Raw genomic sequence first — 24,829 nt, 5'->3', positions numbered from 1 at the left:
GCACACGGGGCACACCGATGAAAACGATGACGGAACCTGAATGGTTGCACCTTGCCGATCTCGGGTTTCACCGATATGGAATTCCTGCTGCATGAGGTAGCACCTTCAGGGAGAAGACAGCATGGCCGCGACCACCATCGGCGTGAAGATCGACGACGAGATCCGCGGCCGCCTGAAGGCCGCGGCCGAGCGCGAGGGTCGCTCCCCGCACGCCCTCGTCAAGCAGGCGCTGATCACCGCCATCGAGCGCACCGAGCTTGGCCTGCCCCCTGCCAGCAGCGAAAGTGCAACCAGTGCCGCCATGCTGGACGGCATGGCCGGCACCGGCGAGAGCCCGTTCCTTCCCTTCGCCCGCGGCATCCGCCCCCAGACCGTGCTGCGCGCGCGCGTCACCGGCGCCTACCGCATGCCCGAGACCGAATGCCTGCCGCTGCTGGTCGGCACCGCCACCCTGCCCACCCCGCGCGCCGACGCCGCCAAGGCCCGCGCCCGCGGGCTGGTCGAAGCCCTGCGCGAGAAGGGTCAGAAGGGACCGGTGGAAGGTCTCATCCACGAGTACTCGCTTTCCAGCCAGGAAGGCGTGGCGCTGATGTGCCTCGCCGAGGCGCTGCTGCGCATTCCCGATCGCGCCACCCGCGACGCGCTGATCCGCGACAAGATCGGGCATGGCGACTGGCAGGCCCATCTGGGACACAGTCCCTCGATGTTCGTGAACGCGGCGACATGGGGCCTCGTCCTCACCGGCCGGTTGACCACCACATCGAGCGAGACCGGCCTCACTGGCGCTCTCACGAAACTCATCGGTCGCGGCGGCGAGCCACTCATCCGCAAGGGAGTCGACGTCGCCATGCGGATGATGGGCGAGCAGTTCGTCACCGGCCAGACCATCTCCGAGGCCCTCGCCAATTCGCGGCGGATGGAGGCGAAGGGTTTCCGCTATTCCTTCGACATGCTGGGCGAAGCCGCCACCACCGCCGCCGACGCCGAGCGTTATTTCGCCGATTACGAACAGGCCATCCACGCCATCGGCAAGGCGTCGGCCGGGCGCGGAATCTATGAAGGACCCGGCATCTCGATCAAGCTGTCGGCGCTCCATCCGCGCTACGCCCGCGCGCAATATGATCGCGTTATCAATGAGTTGCTTCCGCGTATTGTGGCGCTTTCGAAGCTCGCCCGACACTACGACATCGGCATCAACATCGACGCGGAAGAGGCCGACCGGCTTGAACTGTCGCTCGACCTTCTGGAATCTCTTTGTTTCGAAGAGTCCCTAAGCGGCTGGAATGGCATCGGTTTTGTCATTCAGGCCTACCAGAAGCGTTGCCCCTATGTGATCGACTACCTGATCGATCTCGCGCGCCGCTCGAACCACCGCCTGATGATCCGGCTGGTGAAGGGCGCCTATTGGGACAGCGAGATCAAGCGCGCCCAGGCCGATGGGCTGGAGGGCTTCCCGGTCTATACGCGCAAGATCCACACCGACGTCGCCTACCTGGCCTGTGCCCGGAAGCTGCTTGCCGCGCCGGATGCGGTGTTCCCGCAATTCGCCACCCACAACGCCCAGACGCTTTCAACCGTCATGGAAATGGCTGGCGCTAACTACTATGCAGGACAATACGAATTTCAGTGCCTACATGGCATGGGCGAGCCCCTTTACGAGGAGGTTGTCGGCCGCGAGAAGCTGGGCCGGCCCTGCCGCATCTACGCCCCCGTCGGCACCCATGAGACCCTGCTCGCCTATCTGGTGCGCCGGCTTCTGGAGAACGGCGCCAACTCCTCCTTCGTCAACCGCATCGCCGATCCCGCCGTGCCGGTCGAGGAGCTGATCGAGAGCCCGGTGGACGCCGCCGGGCGCGTGGAGCCGCTGGGGGCGCCGCATCCGCGCATTGCGGCCCCCGACGAACTGTTCGGCGAGACCCGGCGCAATTCCGCGGGCCTCGATCTGTCCAACGAGCAGCGCCTCGCCTCGCTCGCCGCCGCCCTTCTTGCCGGCAGCGCCGCGCCGCTAAAGGCCACGCCGCTGCTCGGCGACGGGCCGGCGCCCGGTACCGCGCGCCCGGTGCTGAACCCGGCCGACCATCGCGATGAGGTGGGCACGGTCGAGGAGGCAACGCCCGAGACGGTCGCCCGCGCGATGGACCTCGCCCATGCCAGCGCCCCCATCTGGCAGTCCACCCCGCCGAACGAGCGCGCCGCCTGTCTGCTGCGTGCCGCCGAGATCATGGAAGCGCGCATGCCCGCGCTGATCGGCGTGATCATTCGCGAGGCCGGCAAGTCCTATCCCAACGCCATCGGCGAAGTGCGCGAAGCGGTTGATTTTCTTCGCTATTACGCCGCGCAGGTGCGCGACGGGTTTTCCCTCGACACCCACCGCCCGCTGGGGGCCGTGGTGTGCATCAGCCCGTGGAATTTCCCGCTCGCCATTTTCACCGGCCAGGTCGCGGCGGCGCTGGCGGCCGGCAATGCCGTGCTGGCCAAGCCGGCGGAGGAGACCCCGCTCATCGCCTTCGCCGCCATCGGCATTCTGCATGAGGCCGGCGTCCCGCCGGGCGCCGTTCAGTTCGTGCCGGGCGCGGGCGATGTCGGTGCTGCGCTGGTCGCCCATCGCCATACGCGCGGAGTCATGTTCACCGGCTCGACCGAGGTCGCCCGCCTCATCCAGCGTCAGCTGGCGGAAAGGCTGAGCCCCGATGGTGACGTCATCCCGCTCATCGCCGAGACCGGCGGGCAGAACGCGATGATCGTGGACTCCTCGGCGCTGGCCGAGCAGGTGGTGGCGGACGTGCTCGCCTCCGCCTTCGATTCCGCCGGCCAGCGCTGTTCGGCGCTGCGCATTCTCTGCCTTCAGGAGGATGTGGCCGACCGCACGCTGGAAATGCTGCGCGGCGCGCTGAACGAACTGGCGGTCGGCAATCCGGTTCACCTGTCCACCGATATTGGCCCCGTCATCAGCGCCGAGGCCAAGGCCGGTATCGAGGCTCACATCTCCCGGCTGCGCGAGGCCGGGCGACGGGTGGAGCAGGTTGCTCTCGATGAGGAGTGTCGCCACGGCACCTTCGTGCCGCCAACGCTGATCGAGATCGACGATATCGGCGAACTGAAGCGCGAAGTGTTCGGCCCCGTGCTGCACGTGGTGCGCTACAAGCGCGAGGCGCTGGGCGCGCTGGTCGAGGCGATCAACGCCACCGGCTACGGCCTCACCTTCGGCCTGCACACCCGTATCGATGAGACGATCGCGCAGGTCACGGCCCGGATCGAGGTCGGCAATGTCTATGTGAACCGCAACATCATCGGCGCCGTGGTCGGGGTGCAACCCTTTGGCGGCCATGGCCTTTCAGGCACAGGCCCGAAGGCGGGCGGACCGCTCTACCTGCTGCGCCTGCTCGCCCAGCGCCCGGCAGGCAGCCTGCCCGCGGCCTCCGCCTCCGACGCGGCGCGGCTTTGGGTCGACTTCCAGTCCGATCCGCTGACAAGGGACCTGTGCGGACGCGCGGTCGGCCTCGCGCCACTCGCCTATCAGGCTGAACTCGCCGGCCCGGTCGGCGAGCGGAACGTCTATGCGCTGAGCCCCCGCGGCACGGTGCTGTGCCTGGCCGCCAGCGAGAGCGGCCTCGCGGTGCAGATCGCGTCCGTGCTGGCCACCGGCAACCAGGTGCTGCTGGAAGGCTCGACACGCCCGCCGTTGCCGGCCGGCATGGAGGCACTCGTCTCCATGGTCGAGAGCCTGGAAGAGGCGCATTTCGACGCCGTGCTGTTCGAGGGCGATGGCGATGCGCTGCGCCGTCTCAACCAGAACATCGCCGCCCGTGAGGGGGCCATCATTATGGTGCACGGCCTGACGCCGGAAGCACTGGAAGCCGGCTCGCTCTATCCGCTCGACATGCTGATGCTGGAGCGCTCCACCAGCACCAACACGGCGGCGGCCGGCGGCAATGCCAGCCTTATGAGCATCGGCTGAGGCCCAGCGAAAAAGGGTGGCGATTGCTCGCCACCCTTTTCCTCAAGCAGGATCGACCGCTCACGCGGCCTTGGCCAGCGCCTTGCCCTCGACGAAGGCGAGCAGGTCGAGATTGATGACGTCGGCATGAGTGGTCAGCATGCCGTGAGGGTAACCGTCATAGACCTTGAGCGTGGCGTCCTTGAGCAGCTTGGCTTGAAGCAGGCTGGCGTCGGTGTAGGGAACCACCTGGTCGTCATTGCCCTGCAGCACCAAGGTCGGCACGGTGATCGCCTTGAGGTCCTCGGTCTGGTCGGTCTCGGAGAACGCCTTGATGCCGTCATAGTGGGCCTTGGCGCTGCCCATCATGCCCTGCCGCCACCAGTTGCGGATCACGCCCTCGGAAACCTTTGCGCCATCGCGGTTGAAGCCGTAGAACGGGCCCGCGGCGACATCGAGGAAGAACTGCGCGCGGTTGGCCGCAAGCGCGGAGCGGAACCCGTCGAACACCGTGATCGGTGTGCCACCGGGGTTGGCGTCGGTCTTCAACATCAGCGGCGGCACCGCGGAGACCAACACCGCCTTGGCGACCCGGCCCTGCGGCTGGCCGTACTGGGCGACATAGCGGGCGACCTCGCCGCCGCCGGTGGAGTGGCCGATATGCACGGCATTCTTCAGGTCGAGATGCTCGGCCACCGCCGAGGCGTCGGCGGCGTAGTGGTCCATGTCGTGACCATCGCTCACCTGGGCCGAACGGCCATGGCCACGACGGTCATGGGCGACAACGCGATATCCCTTGGACAGGAAGAACATCATCTGCGCGTCCCAATCATCGGACGACAGCGGCCAGCCGTGATGGAAGACGATCGGCTGGGCGTCCTTGGGACCCCAATCCTTGAAGAAAATCTCAACGCCGTCCTTCGTGGTGACATAGCCCATAACGCAGTTCCTTTTTCTGCAGGTCGATAAGGTCTATCGGGAGGTCTCGCTGGCGATGCCAACGAGGTGGAAACGGGGGTGGAAATGGCAGGGATTACCTTCGAGCGGACCAGGCGCGCTCGATGGCGAAGATACCGGCTCAGTGGCGCGCCTTGTTCACGCTGCGCCATTGAAAGGGTGTCTCACCGACAATCTTGCGAAACACGGTGGTGAAGTGCGCCTGAGTCTGGAAACCGACGCTGAGGGCGATCTGGATCAGCGTGTCGCTGCTCTCCACCATCATCTGCTGCGCGGTTTCGATCCGGCGGCGAAGCAGGTAATCATGCGGACGCATGCCGGTTGCGACGCGGAACTGCGCGGCGAAGTGCATCCGGCTCAGCCCCGCCGCACACGCCATGTCGGCGAGGGTGATGCTCTCCGCGAGGTTCTCCTCGACATAGGCGGTCACCCGCTTGAGGCGCCATTTCGGAAGACCGGATTTCGGCCGGCGCGCTTCGACGGGTTCTACTGCCCGAGCCTCGGGCTCCAGGATCTCCCGATGAGTAGTTGCACCTGCCGGCATGGCGAGACGGCGGGTGAGGATCGCGAGACGCAGCGCATCGGCGTAGAGCCCGGCATATTCACTGCCGTTGGTCCGCGTCGCTTCCAGCGCGAGGGTCAACCTGTCGAGCACCGGATCAATATTCCCCGCCCCAAGCCCGGCTTCTGCCGAGAGCTTCTCCAGGAGGCGATCGAACTCCGCCTGCGGCATACCCGGGCGAACCACATGCGTACCCGCGCCCTGACCTGCCGGCAGCGCAGACACGGCGACCGACATGCCGACATGGTCGAGCTGGACCGACAGGCGATCGCTGGTGGCGGCGTCGGAGTAAATCGGCCGTTCGCCGGCTGCAGCGGCACGACGCACGGCCGGCGCGCGATCGACGATGCGGGGGGTGATGGCGAGACCTTCGAAAGACGGCGTGACATGAATTGACATGGCCTGATCCTCTAAATCCTCGAAGCTGCAGAACCCGCTGAATGCCGCCTGGATCCGATCATCGCCGCCGTGCAGTGCCGAAACCGGCCCGCGGGGGACAGCTGCTTGATCTCGTCTCCAGACGAAGCGTTCCGCTCGTTTCTGGCGATGTCCCGACAATGATCGACGCCTGTCCGCCTCTCCATTCTACCTGGGTTTGGTCGGTTATATGATGAGTGTGACGGACCCATACCTTCGTATGGCGGCAGCAGATTGGGCCTGCGCGGCCCCGAACGCCGCCGCCCCGCCCGTGCCATTGGGCAGATCGGTGCGTTTCGGCTGGTCCGTGCGATTGCGATAGACTGGCATGGGCACGCGACCCTTGATTGTGGCAGGGTCACCGTGCGGCATGGCGCGCGGGTATGGGATGCTTCTGGCGACGGACGGGCGGGATAATGAGCATGGCGGGCGCCACTTCCGGGCGTGACGAACTGAAGACCAAGTCGACGCAGAATTGGCAAATGGCGGCGATGGCGGCGCTCCTCGCCGGTGGAATTTTCACCCTCGATACGTTTTTGCCCGTCGATATGGCGATCGCGGTGCTCTACCTCGTCGTCGTCCTCATGGCGGCGGACCATGTGGGGCGACGCAGCCTCTTGGGAATAGCGGGACTATGCGCGGCTCTCACGCTACTCAGCTACTACATCACCCACAGCGACAGCCTTGATCTGGGCTCGACCGCCCGGTGCGCCGTCAGCATCGCCGCCATCGCGGTGACGACGCTGCTGTTATTGCGAAACCACGACGCCACCGATTCGCTGAAAGAGCAGGCGGCGCTGCTGGACCTGACGCGTGACGCGATCCTGGTGCGTGATACGGAGGACACCATCCTCTACTGGAATCACGGCGCCGAGGAGCTTTATGGCTGGACGCGCGGGGAAGCTGTCGGCCGCACCACCGCAGACCTCCTGATGACGGGCTTTCCCTGCGCCATGGCCACCATACGCCGCGAATTGCTGCGCACCGGACGGTGGGAGGGCGAGCTCTCGCACACCTGCAAGGATGGCCGCCGGGTTGTCGTGATGAGCCGCTGGTCGCTTCAGCGCGACGAACGTGGCCGCCCCGCGGTGACGATGGAAACCAACAGCAACATCACGGAGCGGCGCGACGTGGAAGACGCGCTCCATCAGGCCCGCAGCGAGCTGACCCATGTCACCCGCGTCGCCACGCTCGGCGAGCTGACCGCCTCCATCGCCCATGAAATCAACCAGCCCCTCGCCGCGGTGGTCACCAACGGCGCCGCATGCCTGCGCTGGCTGGGCCGCGAGACGCCTGACATCGACGAGGCGAAGCTCAGCGTCGAGCGGATGATCAGCAACGGCCGGCGCGCGAGCGAGGTCGTGGCGCGGCTGCGCACGCTGGCACGTAGCGGCGAGCCCGGCCAATTGCCGGTCGAGATCAACGAAACCATCGAGGAAATGCTGCTGCTCCTCGAACGCGAACTGGCCCATCACCGCGTGGCGCTGGAACTGTCGCTGGACCGGAAACTGCCGATCATCGCCGGTGACCGGGTGCAGATCCAGCAGGTGACGATCAATCTCGCGCTCAACGCCATGCAGGCCATGGACGACGTGCCTCCCCAGGGACGGCGGCTCTCCATCGTCACCCGCGAACAGGAGGAAGAGGACCGCCATTGGGTGGTGATCGAGATCCGGGATCGCGGGCCGGGCATTGACGCGCACAAGCTGCCCCTCCTGTTCAAGCCGTTCTACAGCACCAAGCCGGATGGCATGGGCATGGGCCTGTCCATCTCGCGCTCGATCATCGAAGCCCATGGCGGACGGATTCTCGCCGCGCTGAACGAAACCGGGGGTATGACATTCAGCGTGAAGCTGCCCGTGCCGGAGGAGACCCAACCGTGATTGCCCGCCCCGCCTCTCCGTCGACGGATCCCGTGGTTATCGTGGTCGACGATGACCTCGATCTGCGCGAAAGCCTGTCCAGCCTCTTCCGCTCCATAGGCCTCAAAGTCGAACTGTTCGCCTCCGCGAACGATCTGCTGGCGGCCAAACTCCCGGATGTGCCGCGCTGCCTGGTGCTGGACATCCGCCTGCCGGGCGTGAGCGGGCTCGATTTCCAGGGCCAGCTGGCGCGCTCGAACATCGAGATGCCGGTCATCTTCATGACCGGCCACGGCGATATTCCCATGACCGTGCGGGCGATGAAGGCCGGCGCCATTGACTTCCTGACCAAGCCGTTTCGCGACCAGGACATGCTCGATGCGGTCGCGACCGCGCTCCAGGTGGACCGCGACCGGCGCGAGGCCGACAAGAGCGTGGCCGATGTGCGCACCCTGTTCGAAACCCTCACCCCGCGCGAGAAGGAAATCATGACACTCGTGACCACCGGCCTCATGAACAAGCAGGTCGCCGCCGAGGTCGGGCTGAGCGAGATCACGGTGAAGATCCATCGCGGCCATGTCATGCGGAAAATGGGCGCGCGCTCGCTGGCCGATCTGGTGCGGATGGCCGAGACACTCGGCCTGCATGATGCCAAGAGATAGGCAGGCAAACCTGCGTATAATTAGAAATTCGAGACTAAACCCCTATGTTTGGGTCAACCCGGCAGCGCAGCGTCGCGCCGGACCCTCAGTTTCGAGGAATGTCGCCGTGTCCTCCCTCCCGATGATTTCGATCATCGATGATGATCAAGCCGTCCGCGAGGCGACGGAAAGTCTGGTGCGTTCGCTGGGGCTGACCGCCCGCACATTTGCGTCCGCCGAGGATTTCCTGAATTCGGCACTCATAGACGAGACCGCATGCGTCATCACCGATGTGCAGATGCCCGGCATGAGCGGGGTGGAGCTGCAGAGCGAGCTGCGCGCGCGGGGGGCCGATACCCCCCTCATCTTCATCACCGCCTTCCCTGAAGAGCGCGTCCGTCGCCAGGCGGACGCCGGCGGGGCGATCGGCTTCCTGGCAAAACCGTTTGACGGCCTGGCGATGATCGAGTGCATCGACCGGGCGCTGGCCCTGCGCGGCGTGGCGCCGACCGGCCCGTGACAGGACGCCCGAGACATGGCGCCCATGACGCGTGGGAAACCGTGAAACCGGACGGCGGATCGGTCATAGTTTCCAGATGAAACAATCAGCCTCGGGCGAACGACGACGGAGAGGACCGCTGCGCGCGACCGCGCGCTTCCTGTTCCAGCTGGTGCTCGCTGTCTTCATCATCGTCGACGAGTTGTTTCGCCCGCTCTACCGGCCTCTGGTCGCCCGCATCGCCGCCCTGAAGCTGATGCAGGCTCTTGAGCGCTGGATCGGCGCGCGCTCGCCCTTCACCATCCTGGTGCTGCTCGCCATTCCCTATGTGCTGGTGGAACCCTTCAAGTTCATCGCCTTGATCTGGATCGCCAATGGTGCGGTCCGTACGGGAACGATCACGCTCATCGTGGCTTATCTGCTGAGCTTCGTCATCGTCGAGCGCATCTATTCCGCCGGCCGCCTGAAGCTCATGACCATTGGCTGGGTGGCGTGGATGATCGAGACCGTGACTTCGGTACAGCGCTCCCTCCTCACCTGGCTCCGGCTTGACCAGTTCAAACAGGAGGCCCGGCGGCTGTTGCGCCGGCTACGTGCGTCGCTGCGCTAGACGTCGGGTCGCGCAAGCAAACGGAGGTATGGGGTCGGTACACCTGCGGTCAATTCTCAAACCGCCACCACCGTCTTAGATCAATAGGTGATCGCTCGACCCCTCGCCCCGTGCCCGTCCACGGGTGTAGCGTTCGGGCGAACTGCAAGGCTCAATCTCACTCGACTGCCAATGGAGCTCGATCATGGATACGGAAACCGCAAAGAGCCGCCGGAAGGCTCCTCTCGCCACCCCCACCGATCTCGGTTCGAATGCCACGCGCGACGTGGCGTCCGCGTTGACCGGCGTGCTTGCCGACATGTTTGCCCTCTACCTGAAGACCAAGAACTTCCACTGGCACATGTCCGGCCCGCATTTCCGCGACTATCACCTGCTGCTGGACGAACATGGCGACCAGATCTTCGCCACCACTGATGCGCTGGCCGAACGCGCCCGCAAGATCGGCGGCACGACGCTGCGCTCGATCGGCCATATCAGCCGCCTCCAGCGCCTTGCCGACAACGACGCCGACTATGTCACCCCCAAGGACATGCTCGCCGAGCTGGCCGAGGACAATCGCCGCATGGTCGTCTTCCTGCGCGAGGCGCACGGCGTCTGCGACGAGTATGAGGACGTCGCCAGCGCCAGCCTGATCGAAAACTGGATCGATGAAGCCGAACGCCGGGCGTGGTTCCTCTATGAGATGACCCGCGACTCGCAGTGAGGCGGCTCTTCCTTCGAGCGGCCGGCATCGCCTGAGCCAGCCTCTGGCCCGGTCCCATCTGGTGAATGCACATTCGCCAGCTGGAGCCGGGTCATTGTTTTTGCGGGGGCACCCGCCACGCGAGGCTCGGCCTGCCCTGCCCCGGTTTTTCCCGGCCCCGCAGGGGGGCTCAAGGGGCGGTCAGGATGGTGATGCCGTGGTCGGCGCTCAGCTTCATGATCTGGCCGATGACATCCGCCGTGGGCGGTCCCTCGGGCGCCTCATCCGTCGCGGCGGCGCGAAAGAACCCCATCGTCTGCTCATCGACCACCGCCATCAGCGACACCGGCGCGCCGCTGACATTGCGATAGCCATGGGGAGCATGGGCGGCGATGGTCACGACGTCGCCGGCACCGGCATCCATCTCCGTCGGCCGGCCATCGACCACGCTCCAGATCCGGATCGTGCCGTCGAGGATGCGGAAGATTTCCGGCGAAGGGTGGCTGTGAGGCGGCGTGCCACCGCCCGGCGGCACCACGACATCAACGACGTTGAGCGTCGTGCCTTCCAGATTGCCGCGGATGGAGAGCTGATCGCCCAGCACCCAGAAGCGGCTGGCGGCCGCCGCCGGATGGACGGTGGCGGAAGCGTTGGCGTTCATTTCATGGTTCCCTTGTGTTCCCGGTTTCCGCTCGGGCCGCGGTGAGCAAGGCGCGGATCGCCCATGCAGCCGCCTCGCCGGCGTCCTTGCCCGAAAGGCCCCAGTAGTCCTTCATCGTCTGCCAGGCGGTGGCGCTGAACAGCAGCTGCACGCTCGCCTCCAGCTGCCGTGCCCGTTCGGGCGGCAGCCCGGCGGTAAGAGCGGACAGGCTCTTTCTGAACGCCGCCTGTCGCTCAGCATTCGCCCGCAGCCGCATGTCCCGTCCCGCGGCGCTGCTGTGGGACGCGCGGACCACGCCTTCGATGCCGTCGAGCGATGCGAACAGCCGGGGCGGCAGATCGACGAGATCGGCCTCGCTCTCCGGCCAGAACCGGACCCCCAGCGAGGCATTGGCGCTGTTCCAGAACGCGTCGAGCAGGTCTTCCTTGGTCGGAAAGTGCCGGAAGATCGTCCGCCGGTTCACGCCGGAAACCTCGGCCAGCCGATCAAAGCTGAGCGCGCTGTCCGGGTCCTGCTCGAAGATCACGCGCACGCTGGCCAGAATGCGCTCGCGCGTGGCCAGCGTCTGATCGGCCCGCAGCGGGCTGTTATATTTTGTCACTGACTCTGCATTCATGTCACTATTAATGACATCAACACCGATACGTATCAATCGCCACGCGCTTCCTGCCGTGGCGGGTTTCCGGTCACCGATGCCGGATCCTTGGTTCTAGCCGGCAAATCCCCCGGCGCGGAGGAAGGCGGCTTCCTCTTCCGTGGTCTCGCGCCCCAGGAGCGGGTTGCGATGGGGGAAGCGGCCGAAGCGGGCGATGATGTCGCGGTGTCCCAGGCTGTGCTCCAGCGCGTCCCCGCCCAGCTGGCGGGACAGCGCGACCGAGATCTCCTGATCCGCCAGATCCTCGGAATGGGCGAATGGCAGGCTGAAGAACAGCCTGAGCTCGGGCGCGACATGCTCCATGAACCCCGCCTCCAGCGCCGCGCGTGCATAGAACCGCGCCAGCGGGTCGGTCGCATACATGTGGCCGGTGCCGCGAAACACATTGCGCGGGAGCTGGTCGGTCAGGATCAGCAGCGCCAGCGCCCCTTCCGCCGTCGCCATCCAGTCATCGTGACGGCGCGCCGCGGCTGCCATGTGGAGCGTGAGAAACCGCTCCTCGCACTCCCGGTCGAACGCCTCGTCCTTTGCGAACCAGCGCTCCTCCCCGGCGGCGTGCCAGAAGGTGACGACCTCGGGCACGCGCTTCACGATGCGCCCTTCGGCGGAATCGGCTTGCCGGTGTAAGGCGCATTGCCATGGATGAAGTTGCGCCCGGCATAGATGCCGCCGGTCAGTTCCTCGGCGAAGCGCGCGCCGTCGTTACGGCGGATCTCCTCGATCACCCGCGCGCGCTCCTCATCCTCCACATCCATGAGTTTCAGCGCCTGCTCGCCCAGCGCCAGCGCGGATTCGAAGGTCTCGCGGATCTGCCAGTCGACCCCGGCATGGACGAGTTCCACCGCATGCTCGCGGTCCCGGGCCCGCGCCAGCACCGGCACGAGCGGGAATTCGGCCTTGATCAGCTCGACGGTCTTCACCACCGACTCGGGGTCGTTCGCCGCCACCACGATCAGCTGCGCCTCTGACGCACCGGCGGCGTGGAGGATGTCGAGCCGCGTTCCGTCGCCGTAATAGACCTTGAAGCCGAAGTCGCGCGCCTCGCGGATCATGTCGGGATCGGATTCGATGATCGAGATCGAGCAGCTATGGGCCAGCAATGGCTGGCTGACGATCTGCCCGAACCGTCCAAACCCGACCAGCAGCACGCTGGCGGAGAGGCTGTCGACCTCGTCGATCCCGTCCATCGAAGGCTGCGCCTTCGGCATCAGCCGGTCGTGGAGAATGATCAGGATCGGCGTCAGAGCCATCGAGACGATGATGGTGGCGGTGAGAATCGCATTGGCCTCGGCATCGATGATGCCGACCACCGTTGCCGCCGCGTAGAGCACGAAGGCGAATTCCCCGCCCTGCGCCATCAGGACCGCGCGCTCGATTCCCTCGCGGTTGCTGACCCGGAACAACCGGGCAATGGCATAGATGCCGAGCATTTTCAGCACCATGTAGGACACCACGGCGAGCGCGATCAGGTGCCAGTTGGCGACGATGACGTGAAGGTCGAGCGCCATGCCGACACCGAGGAAGAACAGCCCGAGCAGGATGCCGCGAAACGGCTCGATATCCGCTTCCAGCTGGTGCCGGAACGAGGATTCCGACAGCAGCACGCCGGCCAGGAACGCGCCCATCGCCATGGACAGCCCGCCGAGCTGCATGGCCAGCGCCGCCCCGAGCACGACGAACAGCGCCGCCGCCGTCATCACCTCGCGCGCACGCGCCTTGCCGAGGATGCGGAACATCGGATCAAGCAAATAGCGGCCAGCGACCACCAGCGCCGCGATCGAAGCCAGCCCGATGGCGATGCTGGTCAGCCGGTCGGCGAGCGTGGCGTCCTCCCCGCCCGGCGCCAGGAAGACGACGAGCGCCAGCAGCGGCACGATCGCGAGGTCTTCCAGCAGCAGGATGGCAACGATGCGCCGTCCCTTCGGCAGCGTCATCGCCCGCCGCTCTTCCAGCATCTGCATCACGATGGCGGTCGAGGTCAGCACGAATCCGGTGCCGGCGACGAAACTCTCCGCGGTCGGATAGCCGAGCGCGAGGCCGACGCAGGTGAGCAGCCCGATGCAGGCGACGACCTGGGCGAGGCCCAGCCCGAAGATCTCCCCGCGCATCGACCACAGCCGCGAGGGCTGCATTTCCAGCCCGATCACGAACAGGAACATCACCACGCCGAGTTCGGCGACATGGATGATCGCCTGTGGATCGGTGAACAGCCCCAGCCCGAACGGCCCGATGGCAAGCCCGGCGGCGAGGTAGCCGAGCACGGAGCCCAGCCCCAGCCGCTTGAACAGCGGCACCGCGGCCACGGCGGCGCCAAGCATGACCACGATGGGCACGAGATCGAAGCCGTGGGAAACGGCCTCCGTGGCGTGAGCGGCGTCGACGGCCATGTCGTGTCTGTATCCTGTGCTGAACCTCCGGCCGCACGCCGGCCCGAGGCCGCAGCCTGCCGCCGCTCACAGGACTAAGCCAAAGCCCTCACCTGAGGGCAAGACCCGATTGAGCGCCCTCCCCGTTGCGTGAGTCCCCGCCGTGCGGACTCGCAACGCCGATCCGGAGCCGACGGGTCGGCGCGGTCTAGCCGGTCAGGTTCTCGCCGCCATTGAGGTGGAGCACGGTCCCGGTCATGTAGGCGGCGGCATCGGACGCGAGAAAGGCGGCCAGCCCTGCCACCTCCTCGGTGCGCCCATGGCGGGCAAGCGGAATGCCGGCCAGCCGCTCGGGGCTGGTCTCCAGCAGCGCGGTCTCGATGCCGCCCGGCGCGATCGCGTTGACCGTGATGCCCCACGGCGCGAATTCCAGCGCCCAGGACTTGGTAAGACCGAGGATCGCGGCCTTGGACGCGGCGTAGATCGATGAATTGGCGTGGCCGAACACGCCCCAGTTCGACGAGGTGTTGACGATCCGCCCCGCGCGCCGGGCCTTCATGCCGCCGATCACGCCCCGCATGGCCGCGATAGTGCCCCAGACATTCACCTGGAACACGTCCTCGATGAAGCCGTACGACACCGAGTCGAGGGCACCATCGCCGGCAATGCCGACATTGTTGATCAGCACGTCGATCCCCTGCGCCGCGTCCAGCGCGTGCACGGCTTCCTCGAAGCGCTTCGCCTCCATCACGTCGCAGGCCAGCGGCTGCGCCCGCGGCACCCGTTTCAGCGTCGCCGCGAGCGCCGCGAGTGTGATGTCATGCACGACGACGCGGCAGCCGAGCCCCGCGAAATGCACCGCATGCGCCTGCCCGATCCCCGAGCCCGCGCCCGTGATCAGCACCGTCTTCCCCGCCAGATCGCTTGTCATACCCGCTCCACCAGATAGTCGAAGGCGGTCAGCGCATAGATGCGCCCGAGCGCGATCAGCTCATCGAGGGCGACGTGCTCGTCGGCGGCGCCCATGTTCACCGGCGTCAGGCCACACACCACGGTTGGCACGCCCGCCGCGCGGTAGTGGCGCGCATCGGAGGCGCCGACACGCATGTTCACCACCGGTTCGATGTCCAGAACCTTGCGGCAGTTCTGCGCCAGAAGGCGGATCACCGGATGGTCCGGATCGGTCCAGCTCGGCTCGTAGCGGCGGGTAATCTCGACCGCGACCCCATGCAGGGCCGCGATGCGCACGATCTCGGCCTCCACCTGCGCCACGCTGATGCCGACAGGAAGGCGCACATCGGCGCTGGCCTCGGCGTGGTCGGCGATCAGGTTGGACAGCCGCCCGCCCCTCATTGTGCCGAACGTGATCGTCACCTTGCGCAGCACCTCGCTCTCGCCCGCACCCGACAGCGCTTCCGACACCGGCCCCGCCGCCTCGATCGCGGCCAGCACCTCGGGCGGCGCGGCGACCGGCAGCTCTCGAAGCGCGCGCAGCGCCACGATGGCGTCGATCAGCTTCTCCAGCGCGCTTTCGCCCTTGTGCACATGGGCGGCATGGGCGGCGCGCCCGGTGGCGGAAAGGTTCAGCCAGATCATGCCCTTCTCGCCGAAGCGCAGCACCCTCGGGGAGCCGGCGTCGGCGCTGATCATCGCGTCCCCGCGCGCATGAGGCACGGTGTCCAGCAGCAGCCGGGAACCCAGCACACCCATGGTTTCCTCGTCGCCGGCGAAGGTCGCGACGACCTCCCCGGCAAGTTGCTCACGGATCGGCGCGAGACAGCGCAGGGCGAAGAGAATGGCCGCGAGGCCGCCCTTCATGTCGGAAACGCCAAGCCCGTACAGCTTGCCCTCGCGCGCCTCGCCCGCCGGATCGGCGGTCCATTCGGCCCGATTGCCGAGCGGAAACGTGTCCATGTGGCCGTTGAAGACCAGCCGGGGGCCCGGCCTGCCGCCCTTCAGGCGCAGCACCAGGTTCATCACGTGTTCCGCGCCCGGATAGCGCTCGATCTCGATCCCCGGCACCTCGGCGATCAGCGCCGCGATCTCATCCGCCATGGCGCGCGTGTCGCCGGGCGGCGTGCCGCTCGGGCAGGCCACCAGACGCCGGGTCGCCGCGACCAGCCAGTCGCCATCGCCCGCCGCGCCCTCATTCAGCGCGTCCTGAAACGTCCCGCGCTCCATAGCTACGCCACCCTCAGAGCCGCGGTCGCGGCCTCGTCCACCGCGCCCTCGGGCGTCAGCGCCACACGGTAGACCGCGCGGGCGCGCTCAGGGCTGACCCAGCCCTCTTCCACATCGCGCGCCACCCGCCGGGGATCGCGCACGGCCGGGTCGCCATGGCCGCCGCCGCCATTGGTCATCGACACCACGCGCTGGTCCGCCCGCACATGCACATGCTCGGAGGTGGTCATCTCGGTGATCTCGCCGCTGTCGGATTCGAGATACTGCCGCGCCGGCCGGGCATTGCCGCCGCCCTGCGTGCCGAGCGAGGGGTTCACCGTGCCGTCGGAGCAGAAGCCGAGTTCGAAGTCGCAGTCGATCGGCCGAAACACGGTGACGATGCCCGGCGCGCCGCGATGGGCGCCCGCGCCCTCGCTGTCGGTCAATATCTTGCGGGTCTCGATCATCATCGGATGCAGCATCTCGTCGATCTCGACACTGTCGTAGAACGGCATGCCCGCATTGCCCATGCAGAACAGCGACAGCCAGCCATCTTCCACCGGCGTGCCCGGTCCGCCGCCGGCCGCCAGGATCACCTCGTTGACGAAGGCATGGCCGTTGCGCGGATCATGGCCGGAGATCACGCCCGCCGCCGGTGGCAGCGCCGCGCCGCCTTCAGCCATGCCGACCTTGGGGTCGATCGCCGCCATGGCGAGTTGCACGGCGTTGGAGACCCGGTCGCCCAGATTGGTGGTGGCGACCGATGTCGAATGCGGATGACGGGGAATGCCCACGCAGCAATTCTCGCGCAGCCGCACCTCGATACGGCGCAGGCTGCCCGCATTGGGCGTCACCGGCTGCGGAAGGCTGTTCAGCACCCCCACCAGCGCCGCCGTGCGCGCGCACGCCTCGCTGAGATTCACCCCCACCGGCAGGCAATCGATATTGTCGGTGAGGTCGACCGTGATACGCCCGTTCTCGGCATCCACCGTGACATCGGCATTGGCGGGAATACCGCCGGCGGGTGTGCCCGGAAGCGGGTCGTGGGTGCAGGTGCCCCGCGCCGAACCGGAGGCGATGGTCGAGATGATCTCCACCATCCGCCGCTCGGTCATGTCGAACCACTGCGTGGCGTGGTCGCTCAGCGCTTCCCAGCCCAGCTCCCGGCCCATGCGCATGATCTCGCGCTCGCCGATACGCGCCGCGCCGAGCATGGCGAGATAGTCGCCGCGCCACTGCTCCGGCACCCGAATGCGCATCATGCACATGTTGATGATGTCGCGGTTGTCGACGTAGTCGGACTGCACCTTCACCGCCGGAAAGATCAGCGCGCCTTCCTCGTACACGTCGCGCGCATTGCCCATGTAGGTGGTGGGCAACGAGTTGCCGCAGTCCGCCTGATGCGCCTTGGACACCACGGTGAAGCGGTGCACGTCATTGTCGTCGAACACCGGCACGAGAATGGTGTGGTCGGCGGCGTGCGAGTTGCCGTGATAGGGCGAGTTGTGCAGGAACGCGTCGCCGCGCTTCAGGTCGGGGTGGATGTCCAGCATCGCCCGCGCCATCAGGTCGGCCCCGCCGATGACATGGATCGGGTAGCTGTCGGCGGCGGTGAGAAGCTCGCAATCGGCTGTCACCAGCGCGCAGGAGAAATCCCGCGCCGTGTTGATGACGCCGGAGCGCGCGGTGCGCAGCAGCGTGTTGGCCATCTTGCGCGTCACGCCGTCGAAGCGCTTCTGCATGATGGCGAGCTTGACGCCGCTGGCGAGCGGGGCGGTCGAGGGCGGGGCCTGCACGTTCATCTGCCGCTCTCCTCAAGCTGCGCTGCGCACGACGAGGTGACCGCCGGGCCGGCGCACCGCCCTCGCTCCGGGGTTCACGACGATGGTGGTGAAGTTGCTGTCGACCACGGCGGGGCCCGCGATCTCCTCGCCCTCCGCCATGTGCTCCAGCCGGTAGGCCGGGGCATCGATAAGCCCGGTCTCGCGGAAATACATCGGGCGGCGGCTGGAATCCTGCGCCGCCTGCTCCTGCGCCAGCCGGATCGAGGTGGCATCCGAGAGACGGCAGCGTGCCAGCGCGCGCCAGCTCATCACCTCGATCGCGTCGCCATCGTCGCGGAACGAGAACAGCTCGGTATGGCGGGCATGGAAATCGGCGATAAGGCCCGCCACGTCCTCCTCGCCGTCGAACGAGGCCCCGCGCAGCGGCACGTCGATCTCCCACACCTGGCTCGGGTAGCGCGCCTCTATGGAGAGGTCGATCCGCTTGTCGCGGGCGTGCGGTCCGGCCTTGGCGAAGAAGCCCTTCGCCTGCGCGGTCAGCTCCGCGATCAGTGCATTGGCCTTGTCGCGGTCGAAGGCCGTGGTCTTCATGAAGGCGGTGCGGGCGAATTCGGTGGTCAGTTCGGACATCATCGCCCCCGCCGCGCTCAGCGCCGCGCCGACATCGGGAAAGATCACCGTGTCGCAGCGCAGCCGCCGCGCGATCAGCACCGCGTTGATGCCCGCCGCGCCGCCGCCGCCGATCATCACCGTCTCCTCGGGATCGATGCCCTGCTTGACGGTGATGTCCTCGATCGCGTGCACCATGCTCTCGGTGGCGAGGTCGAGCATCGACAGCGCCGCCTCCTCCACGCCGATGCCCAGCGGCCCGGCCACCTCCGTCTCGATCGCCGCCCGCGCGGCGTCCCGGCCAAGGCTCATCTGCCCGCCAAGGAAGAAGGCGGGGTCGATATAGCCCAGCACCACGGCGGCATCCGTCACCGTTGGCCGGGTGCCCCCGCGCCCGTAGCACACTGGACCCGGCGTCGAGCCCGCGCTCTCGGGGCCGACATGCAGCAGTCCCGCCGCGTCGACACGGGCGATGCTGCCCCCGCCGGCGCCGACGCTCTTCACGTCGACGGACGGAAATCCGGTGAGGTTGCCCTGGTAGATTGGCCCCAGCCACGTCTCCCGCGTCCACGGCAGCGTGCCGTCACGCACGAGCGAGACGTCATAGGTGGTGCCGCCCGCATCGGTGACGATCGCGGTGCGCGCGCCCTCGATCTCGGCGAAGTGCCGTCCGGCGACCGGCGCCATGGCCGGCCCGGAATTCAGTGCGAGAATGGGCCGCTCCGCCAGGTCGGACACGTCCACCAGCCCGCCCTGGGAGGTGACGGCGAAGATCTGCCCGGAGAGCCCGCGCTCCTCCAGCCGCGCCTTGAGCGTGCGCAGATAGTCGCTCATGATCGGCTTCAGCGAGGCGTCGATGGCACAGGACGAGGTCCGGCGATATTCCCGTACGGTCGGGTTCAGCCGGTGCGACAGCGTGTAGGGCACGCCGGGAAGGTGCGCTTCCAGCAGTTCCCCCACCCGCTCCTCGTGGACCGGATTGACGATCGACCAGATCAGCGAGACCGCGACCGCCTCGACCTTCCTGTCCCTGAGCCCGGCGAGCGTGGCGATCACCGCCGCCTCGTCCAGCGCGGCATGGATGCGCCCGTCCGCCCAGATCCGGCCGGGCACCTCGAATGTCAGAGCGCGCGGGATATAGGGAGCGGGATAGGGGATCCGGTAGTTGAACGGGTCGGTGCGCCCGCCCTCGCGGATCAGCAAGATGTCGGGATGCCCCTCGCTCACCAGCAGCGCCGTGCACGCGGCGTTTCCCGTGACCACGGCATTGATCGCGCGCGTGGTCGAATGGAACAGGATCTCGGTCGCGCCGAGCAGTTCGGCGACCGTGACCCCATGCGCCTGCGCCGCCAGCTCGATCGCGCCGAGAATGCCGCCGATCGGGTCGGGATAGGTCGTCGGCGACTTGAACATCGTCGCCGCCTTGCCGGGCGCATCCACCATCAAGTCGGTGAAGGTGCCGCCCACGTCGATCGACATCCGCATTTTACCTGACTCCATCCAGCCCATATGCATTCTATGCAAAAGAGTTGCATATTAATCAATTACATTTGCATCACCCTCAGTGATCCTGTGCGACTTGCGCGGTGCACAAGTGAAATTGGTTCTGCTAGAAAAATTGTTCGGTCGGCCGGGAATCGAGGCCGAACAGATCGAAATCCGGCAGCGTGCCGAGATCTGGCGGCAAGAGGTTTGAAGGCGGCAATGGTCAATTCGGAAGCCGACAAAGTCGATCAAGGCGTGGCCGCCGTCGGCCCCCGCGTGCGCTATCTGCGCCGGCTGCACCGGCTCCGCCTCAAGGACCTCGCCGCCATGGCCGGCTGCTCCGAGAGCCTGCTCTCGCGCATCGAGAACGCGCTGGTGGTGCCCTCGCTGAGCACGCTGCACCGGCTTTCCAAGGCGCTCAACGTCAATGTCGCGGCGTTGATCGACCCCAAGGAAGAGCAGATCTGCACCATCTACGGGCCCAACAACCGGCCGCGTTACACCCGCGCGGCCGAGGAAGGCGACGGCAGCACCGCGGAGATCCTCACCCCCTTCGCCGAACACCGCCAGCTCGAAGGGCTGCTTCTGGAAATGCCGGCGCATGGGCCGATGTGCGGGCCGTTCCAGCATGCGGGCGAAGAGGTTGGCTACATTCTTTCCGGTGAACTCGAACTCCACGTCGAGGGCGAGCACTACCGGGTGCAGACCGGCTACAGCTTCTTCTTCCAGTCGGACCGCATCCACAGCTATCGCGCCTCCGGCAACGAGAATTGCCGCGTCATCTGGGTCAACACCCCGCCGACCTTCTGAGGAACCCTGCCGTGTCGGCTTCGGCCGGCAGGGCCCCCGCAAGGCCGCCTCTCAGGCGCCGTGATTGACCGCGCGCAGGAAGCGCTGCGTGCGCTCCTGGCTCGGATTGTCGATCACCATCTCCGGCGGCCCCTCCTCGACCACCACGCCTGCATCCATGAACACCACGCGGTCCGCGACCTCGCGGGCGAAGCGGATCTCGTGGGTCACCACGATCATGGTCATGCCGGCATCGGCGAGCTTGCGCATGACGCCAAGCACCTCGCCGACCAGTTCCGGATCGAGCGCCGAGGTCGGCTCGTCGAACAGCATCACCCGCGGCGATGTCGCCAGCGCGCGGGCGATCGCCACCCGCTGCTGCTGCCCGCCGGAAAGCCGGTGCGGCAGGTGGTTCGCGTGGTTCTGCAACCCCACCGCCGCCAGCAGGCGCAGCGCGGTTTCGCGGGCCTGCGACGCCGGCACGCCGAACACCCGTACCGGAGCTTCCATCACGTTTTCCAGCGCCGTCAGGTGGTTGAACAGGTTGAAGTGCTGGAACACCATCGAAATGCGGGCCCGCGCGCGCGCCCGTGCCAGCCGCCCGGTGGGGCGCGGCTGGCCGCCCGGTCCGGGCTCATAGCCGACATAGTCGCCCCCGACCGTGATGGTGCCCCAGTCCACCGGCTCGAGATGGTTGATGGTGCGCAGGAACGTGCTCTTGCCCGAGCCGCTCGGCCCCAGAAGCACAACCACCTCGCCGCGTTTCACCGTCAGGTCGACGCCGCGCAGCACCTTGTTGGCGCCGTAGTCCTTCTGGACGTTGTGGCACACCACCAGCGGCTCGCCGCGCGGCACCGGGTCGGCATCGGCGTTGACGATGGTCCGGAACAGGTCGTCGGAATCGCTCGCCGCCGCAGCCGCCGCTTCGGCCGCGCTGTCGTGCGAGGTGCTGTCCGCGCCCTCCAGCTCCCCGGCAGCGGCGAGAGCGCCCGCATCCGGCACCGCCTCCTCGCGGCTGAGCCGGAAGCCGAGCATGCGGTTCATCGCGCCGGCATTGGAGCGGGTGTCCTTCTCCAGGTCGAAGCGCCGTTCCGCAAAGGCCTGCGCCACCGAGATCACGCTCACCATGAGGAGGTAGATCACCGAGGTCGCGGCGAAGACGGTGAAGAACTTGTTGTTCTGGCCGACGATCTGCTGCGAGCGGAAGGTCAGTTCGTTGACGAACACGATCGAGGCGATCGAGGTCAGCTTCAGCATGCTGATCGTGTCGTTGCCGATCCCCGGCAGGATCGCGCGCATCGCCTGCGGCAGGATGATCCGGCGCAGGGTGAGGAACGGCCCCATGCCCAGCGAACTCGCCGCGACCGACTGGTTGCGGTTCACTGACAGGATGCCGCCGCGAATGATCTCGGCGCTGAACGCGGCCTGGTTCAGCGAAAAGCCGACCACCGCCGTGGTGAAGCTGTCGAAGCGCAGCCCGATGAACGGCAGCGCGTTGAAGATGAACACGAGCTGCAGAAGCTGCGGCGTGCCACGGGTGAAGAAGATGTAGAGCCAGGCGGCCCCGTTCACCAGCTTCTGCGAGGAAAGACGCATCAGCGCCAGCACCAGCCCGAGCAGCAGCCCGAGCGTCATCGAGATCGCGGTAATCTGCACCGCCACCCAGGCCCCCGCCCACAGGAAGCTGGAGCGGCAATAGTTGAGGAACTCCCAGAACCAGCCGAACGCCATCTCGGCATAGGGGTCGCGCACCATCAGGCCGCTCGCCATGTCCTGGATAGACTGCCCCTGCGCCTGGGCGAGGGCCACGCCCGCGCCGGCCACGACCAGCACGCTCACGCCCGCAATCAGCCTGAGCGCGCGGGTCCTGCGGGCAGCCATCCTGGCAGATCGTGTCATAGGGAAGTCTCCGTTGCAGCCGACCGACGGAAACCGGGCCGGCCCGGCACCGTCCGGTCAGGCTCAAGACGAGCACATGCCGGAACGGGTCTCCGTTCCGGCATGGCACGATGCCGTATCGGCTCAGACCGTCACGTCACTTGGTACGGATCTCGGCCGGAATTTCCAGCGAGGGATCGGTGTTGTACTTGGCGAAGATCTTCTTCTGGGTCCCGTCGGCCTGGATGACGCGGATGCCGTCATAGATCGCCTTGACCAGATCATCCTTGCCCTTGCCGACGCCGACGCCGATCTGGAAGCCGGAGACGATGCCGAAGGCGCGGGTGAACTTGCCCGGATTGCTCTTGGCCATGAAGTCGATATAGCCGAGGTCCCACATCATCGCGTCGGTGCGCCCGCTCTCCAGCAGGCGCAGGCCCGCCGCGAGATCCTGGAACGGCATGGTGGTGATCGGCTCCTTGCCTTCGGCCTTGCAGGTTTCCTGCTGCTTCAGCGTCGCCGCTTCCTCGATCGAGCCGACGCCATAGGCGACGGTCTTGCCGCAGAAGTCGGCAAGGCTCTCCAGCTTCTTCGGGTTGCCATCGGGAACCAGCACGCCGGTGCCCGCGCCCATGTACATCACATAGTCCACGTTCTTGGCGCGGTCGGGCTTGTAGTAGAGGTCATCCCACATCGCATCGATCTGGCCCGAGCTTACCGCCGGCAGGATTCCCGACCACGCCCCGAGGGTGAATTCATACTTCACGCCGGCGCAGTCCATCACCGCCTTGGCCATGTCGACCGCGATGCCGCTGAGCTTGTTCATGTCCATGCCGTCGCGCGCCACATAAGGCGGCGTCTGCGGATCGGCGCCGAATGTCACCGTCTTGCCGGCGAGCGAGGGGTACTTGGTGGCGACCTTGTCCGGCTCGCAGGCAGGGTCGGCCGCAAAGGCACTGCTGGCAACCAGCAGCCCCGCCGCGAATGTCGCGGCGGCAGCAAGGGAAAGGCGAACGCTCATTTCCGTCTCCTGGGTGTGCGGCCACGGCTCGAACCGCCGGCCTTGAATTGGCAATCGATTTAAATCGCATGCAATTTTTCTTGCATGATGATCAATGTCAGCAATTCCTATGCCAACGATCGCACACACCCGTCCGGGGCATTTCCGCTCCCTGACACCCGACCCCTGCACAGGGGAAAGGCAAATCGGGAGGCGCTGCCCAGAACAGCGCCACCCGCCATCACGCGGCCCCCAGGGCCGTCACAGCACGCCGAGAGTCGCCACGCGTTCCCCGCGCGACACCGTCCCGAGCGTCGTCGCCCGCACGAACAGCCCGTCGACCGGCGCCAGTACCTCTTCAGCCAGATCGCCAAACACGTCGAATATGCGGCAGAGCCGCTGCCCGCGGCTTACGGCCTGCCCGAGCTTGACCTCGGTCACCAGCACGCCGCCATGGCTGGCGCGGATTCCCACGAAATCGCGCATGACATGCGTGACTGCCGGCTCCACGCGCACGCCGGGGATCATGTCGAGGCCGCGCAGCAGGTTCAGCACGCACTGCGTGCCGGTTTCGACAAAGTCCATGTCGAGCCGCCCGCCCTCGCCGATCTCGAACGTGAAACAGGGCACGCCCGCACGGGTCGCCTCGACGCAGAGTATGCCCTCGCTGACATACATGCCGCGCTCGCCGCGCACGATCCAGCCGGTCGCCAGCAGGTGCGCCAGTTCCTCGGCGCGCTTGGCGTGCGCGCCCATGCCGTGGTGCGGCAGGATGGCGATGGGCACGTACTTGCCCCCGCGCGTTGGCGTGTGCACGTCGAGCGCGACATCGCATTGCGTGATCATGCCGAACAGCTTCGCCGCGATCACCTGCGCGATGTTGCCATTGGCGTCGCCGGGAAAGCAGGTCCAGGCATCGGCCGGCACCTGGTCGAGCGGGGACTTCAGATACTGCGCCAGCGGCAGGCGATGATCGGCCTGCAGCGCCAGCGGCTGCTGCACCGGCACGCAGACGACGCTGCCCGCCAGCTGGGCCGGGTCGATGGTCGCGAGCGCCCGTGTCACCAGCGCGACGCTGTTCACCTCGTCGCCATGAATGCCGGCGCCGATATAGATGCGCGGGCCGGGGCGGACGCCGTTGATCAGGATCAGCGGCAGGCTGATCACGGTGCCGTCGGCCAGTTCGAGCGCGGGCACCCGCGCCTTCAGGCGCTGGCCGGGGGCGACGGTGAAACCTTCGAGAGTGAGATCGTCCATAAGTTCCTCGGTAGATCG

At 66.8% G+C, this 24,829-nt stretch carries 20 protein-coding genes; 7 read left to right on the top strand and 13 right to left on the bottom strand.

The features are described from left to right. Window positions 1-121 precede the first annotated feature (121 nt). Window positions 122-3,958 carry a trifunctional transcriptional regulator/proline dehydrogenase/L-glutamate gamma-semialdehyde dehydrogenase gene (gene putA / locus G3A50_RS19160; protein WP_163076728.1) on the top strand — a complete coding sequence of 1,279 codons (3,837 nt, stop codon included), beginning with the start codon at window positions 122-124 and terminating at the stop codon, window positions 3,956-3,958. Between the two features lie 60 nt (window positions 3,959-4,018). On the opposite strand, the gene G3A50_RS19155 is transcribed toward putA, so the two are convergent. Next, window positions 4,019-4,876, bottom strand: a complete 858-nt coding sequence (locus tag G3A50_RS19155; RefSeq protein WP_163076727.1) for an alpha/beta fold hydrolase — start codon at window positions 4,874-4,876, stop codon at window positions 4,019-4,021. Between the two features lie 139 nt (window positions 4,877-5,015). Then, a complete protein-coding gene (locus G3A50_RS19150) occupies window positions 5,016-6,014 on the bottom strand; it encodes a helix-turn-helix domain-containing protein (protein ID WP_163076726.1) in 999 nt (332 codons plus the stop codon). 281 nt (window positions 6,015-6,295) lie between these two features. Here G3A50_RS19150 and G3A50_RS19145 point away from each other — a divergent pair, with 281 nt between their 5' ends. The 5 genes from G3A50_RS19145 to G3A50_RS19125 all read left to right on the top strand — a co-directional run bounded on the left by G3A50_RS19145 (window position 6,296) and on the right by G3A50_RS19125 (window position 10,188). Beyond that, window positions 6,296-7,756, top strand: a complete 1,461-nt coding sequence (locus G3A50_RS19145; RefSeq protein WP_246251893.1) for a two-component system sensor histidine kinase NtrB — start codon at window positions 6,296-6,298, stop codon at window positions 7,754-7,756. After that, window positions 7,753-8,397, top strand: coding sequence for a response regulator transcription factor (locus G3A50_RS19140; protein WP_163076725.1), 645 nt, complete (start codon window positions 7,753-7,755; stop codon window positions 8,395-8,397). Before G3A50_RS19145 ends, G3A50_RS19140 begins: the two co-directional genes overlap by 4 nt. A 121-nt stretch (window positions 8,398-8,518) precedes the next feature. Further along, entirely contained in the window at window positions 8,519-8,896 is a 378-nt protein-coding gene (locus G3A50_RS19135) for a response regulator transcription factor (protein WP_163077864.1), read from the top strand. 76 nt (window positions 8,897-8,972) lie between these two features. After that, a complete protein-coding gene (locus tag G3A50_RS19130; protein ID WP_163076724.1) occupies window positions 8,973-9,485 on the top strand; it encodes a hypothetical protein in 513 nt (170 codons plus the stop codon). 184 nt (window positions 9,486-9,669) lie between these two features. Next, window positions 9,670-10,188 (top strand): Dps family protein, encoded by a 519-nt coding sequence (locus tag G3A50_RS19125; protein ID WP_163076723.1) that lies wholly within the window; start codon window positions 9,670-9,672, stop codon window positions 10,186-10,188. 169 nt (window positions 10,189-10,357) lie between these two features. On the opposite strand, the gene G3A50_RS19120 is transcribed toward G3A50_RS19125, so the two are convergent. From G3A50_RS19120 to G3A50_RS19085, 8 genes are all read right to left on the bottom strand, one after another. After that, a complete protein-coding gene (locus G3A50_RS19120) occupies window positions 10,358-10,828 on the bottom strand; it encodes a cupin domain-containing protein (RefSeq protein ID WP_163076722.1) in 471 nt (156 codons plus the stop codon). A 1-nt stretch (window position 10,829) separates the two neighbouring features. Continuing rightward, on the bottom strand, window positions 10,830-11,429 hold the full coding sequence (locus G3A50_RS19115; RefSeq protein WP_163076721.1) for a TetR/AcrR family transcriptional regulator: 600 nt from the start codon (window positions 11,427-11,429) through the stop codon (window positions 10,830-10,832). A gap of 108 nt (window positions 11,430-11,537) precedes the next feature. Next, window positions 11,538-12,074 (bottom strand): DUF924 family protein, encoded by a 537-nt coding sequence (locus G3A50_RS19110; RefSeq protein WP_246251890.1) that lies wholly within the window; start codon window positions 12,072-12,074, stop codon window positions 11,538-11,540. Then, complete coding sequence (locus G3A50_RS19105; RefSeq protein ID WP_163076720.1) at window positions 12,071-13,870, bottom strand: monovalent cation:proton antiporter-2 (CPA2) family protein; 1,800 nt, start codon at window positions 13,868-13,870, stop codon at window positions 12,071-12,073. Before G3A50_RS19105 ends, G3A50_RS19110 begins: the two co-directional genes overlap by 4 nt. 187 nt (window positions 13,871-14,057) lie before the next feature. Continuing rightward, window positions 14,058-14,780: an SDR family NAD(P)-dependent oxidoreductase gene (locus G3A50_RS19100; protein WP_163076719.1), complete on the bottom strand. Its 723-nt coding sequence runs from the start codon at window positions 14,778-14,780 to the stop codon at window positions 14,058-14,060. Next, window positions 14,777-16,030: a M20/M25/M40 family metallo-hydrolase gene (locus G3A50_RS19095; RefSeq protein WP_163076718.1), complete on the bottom strand. Its 1,254-nt coding sequence runs from the start codon at window positions 16,028-16,030 to the stop codon at window positions 14,777-14,779. Before G3A50_RS19095 ends, G3A50_RS19100 begins: the two co-directional genes overlap by 4 nt. Before the next feature lie 2 nt (window positions 16,031-16,032). Further along, window positions 16,033-17,811, bottom strand: coding sequence for a hydantoinase B/oxoprolinase family protein (locus G3A50_RS19090; RefSeq protein WP_163076717.1), 1,779 nt, complete (start codon window positions 17,809-17,811; stop codon window positions 16,033-16,035). Window positions 17,812-17,823: 12 nt separating this feature from the next. Further along, window positions 17,824-19,881, bottom strand: a complete 2,058-nt coding sequence (locus G3A50_RS19085; RefSeq protein WP_246251887.1) for a hydantoinase/oxoprolinase family protein — start codon at window positions 19,879-19,881, stop codon at window positions 17,824-17,826. Between the two features lie 225 nt (window positions 19,882-20,106). On the opposite strand from G3A50_RS19085, the gene G3A50_RS19080 reads away from it, so the two are divergent. Further along, complete coding sequence (locus tag G3A50_RS19080) at window positions 20,107-20,697, top strand: helix-turn-helix domain-containing protein (protein WP_163076715.1); 591 nt, start codon at window positions 20,107-20,109, stop codon at window positions 20,695-20,697. A 51-nt stretch (window positions 20,698-20,748) separates the two neighbouring features. On the opposite strand, the gene G3A50_RS22875 is transcribed toward G3A50_RS19080, so the two are convergent. The 3 genes from G3A50_RS22875 to G3A50_RS19065 form a co-directional block, all read right to left on the bottom strand. Further along, window positions 20,749-22,575, bottom strand: a complete 1,827-nt coding sequence (locus G3A50_RS22875) for an amino acid ABC transporter permease/ATP-binding protein (protein ID WP_281355825.1) — start codon at window positions 22,573-22,575, stop codon at window positions 20,749-20,751. Window positions 22,576-22,711: 136 nt separating this feature from the next. Continuing rightward, a complete protein-coding gene (locus G3A50_RS19070; RefSeq protein ID WP_163076714.1) occupies window positions 22,712-23,575 on the bottom strand; it encodes an ABC transporter substrate-binding protein in 864 nt (287 codons plus the stop codon). 240 nt (window positions 23,576-23,815) lie between these two features. Continuing rightward, a complete protein-coding gene (locus G3A50_RS19065) occupies window positions 23,816-24,811 on the bottom strand; it encodes a succinylglutamate desuccinylase/aspartoacylase family protein (protein ID WP_163076713.1) in 996 nt (331 codons plus the stop codon). Window positions 24,812-24,829: the final 18 nt, after the last annotated feature.

Origin of the sequence: Ancylobacter pratisalsi (genome assembly GCF_010669125.1) — a bacterium.
Classification (GTDB): Bacteria; Pseudomonadota; Alphaproteobacteria; order Rhizobiales; family Xanthobacteraceae; genus Ancylobacter; species Ancylobacter pratisalsi.
Note: the sequence above shows the minus strand (reverse complement) of the source record. Positions and strands in the feature narration are given on the sequence as shown.

Bases quoted from the DNA above. Each gene is read 5' to 3' on its own strand.
- G3A50_RS19125 (WP_163076723.1), top strand. From the start codon at position 9,670: ATGGATACGGAAACCGCAAAGAGCCGCCGGAAGGCTCCTCTCGCCACC.
- G3A50_RS19120 (WP_163076722.1), bottom strand. From the start codon at position 10,828: ATGAACGCCAACGCTTCCGCCACCGTCCATCCGGCGGCGGCCGCCAGC.
- G3A50_RS19105 (WP_163076720.1), bottom strand. From the start codon at position 13,870: ATGGCCGTCGACGCCGCTCACGCCACGGAGGCCGTTTCCCACGGCTTC.
- G3A50_RS19065 (WP_163076713.1), bottom strand. From the start codon at position 24,811: ATGGACGATCTCACTCTCGAAGGTTTCACCGTCGCCCCCGGCCAGCGC.
- G3A50_RS19095 (WP_163076718.1), bottom strand. From the start codon at position 16,030: ATGGAGCGCGGGACGTTTCAGGACGCGCTGAATGAGGGCGCGGCGGGC.
- putA (WP_163076728.1), top strand. From the start codon at position 122: ATGGCCGCGACCACCATCGGCGTGAAGATCGACGACGAGATCCGCGGC.
- G3A50_RS19145 (WP_246251893.1), top strand. From the start codon at position 6,296: ATGGCGGGCGCCACTTCCGGGCGTGACGAACTGAAGACCAAGTCGACG.
- G3A50_RS19100 (WP_163076719.1), bottom strand. From the start codon at position 14,780: ATGACAAGCGATCTGGCGGGGAAGACGGTGCTGATCACGGGCGCGGGC.
- G3A50_RS19090 (WP_163076717.1), bottom strand. From the start codon at position 17,811: ATGAACGTGCAGGCCCCGCCCTCGACCGCCCCGCTCGCCAGCGGCGTC.
- G3A50_RS19135 (WP_163077864.1), top strand. From the start codon at position 8,519: ATGATTTCGATCATCGATGATGATCAAGCCGTCCGCGAGGCGACGGAA.
- G3A50_RS19085 (WP_246251887.1), bottom strand. From the start codon at position 19,881: ATGTCGATCGACGTGGGCGGCACCTTCACCGACTTGATGGTGGATGCG.
- G3A50_RS19155 (WP_163076727.1), bottom strand. From the start codon at position 4,876: ATGGGCTATGTCACCACGAAGGACGGCGTTGAGATTTTCTTCAAGGAT.
- G3A50_RS19130 (WP_163076724.1), top strand. From the start codon at position 8,973: ATGAAACAATCAGCCTCGGGCGAACGACGACGGAGAGGACCGCTGCGC.
- G3A50_RS19070 (WP_163076714.1), bottom strand. From the start codon at position 23,575: ATGAGCGTTCGCCTTTCCCTTGCTGCCGCCGCGACATTCGCGGCGGGG.
- G3A50_RS19080 (WP_163076715.1), top strand. From the start codon at position 20,107: ATGGTCAATTCGGAAGCCGACAAAGTCGATCAAGGCGTGGCCGCCGTC.
- G3A50_RS22875 (WP_281355825.1), bottom strand. From the start codon at position 22,575: ATGACACGATCTGCCAGGATGGCTGCCCGCAGGACCCGCGCGCTCAGG.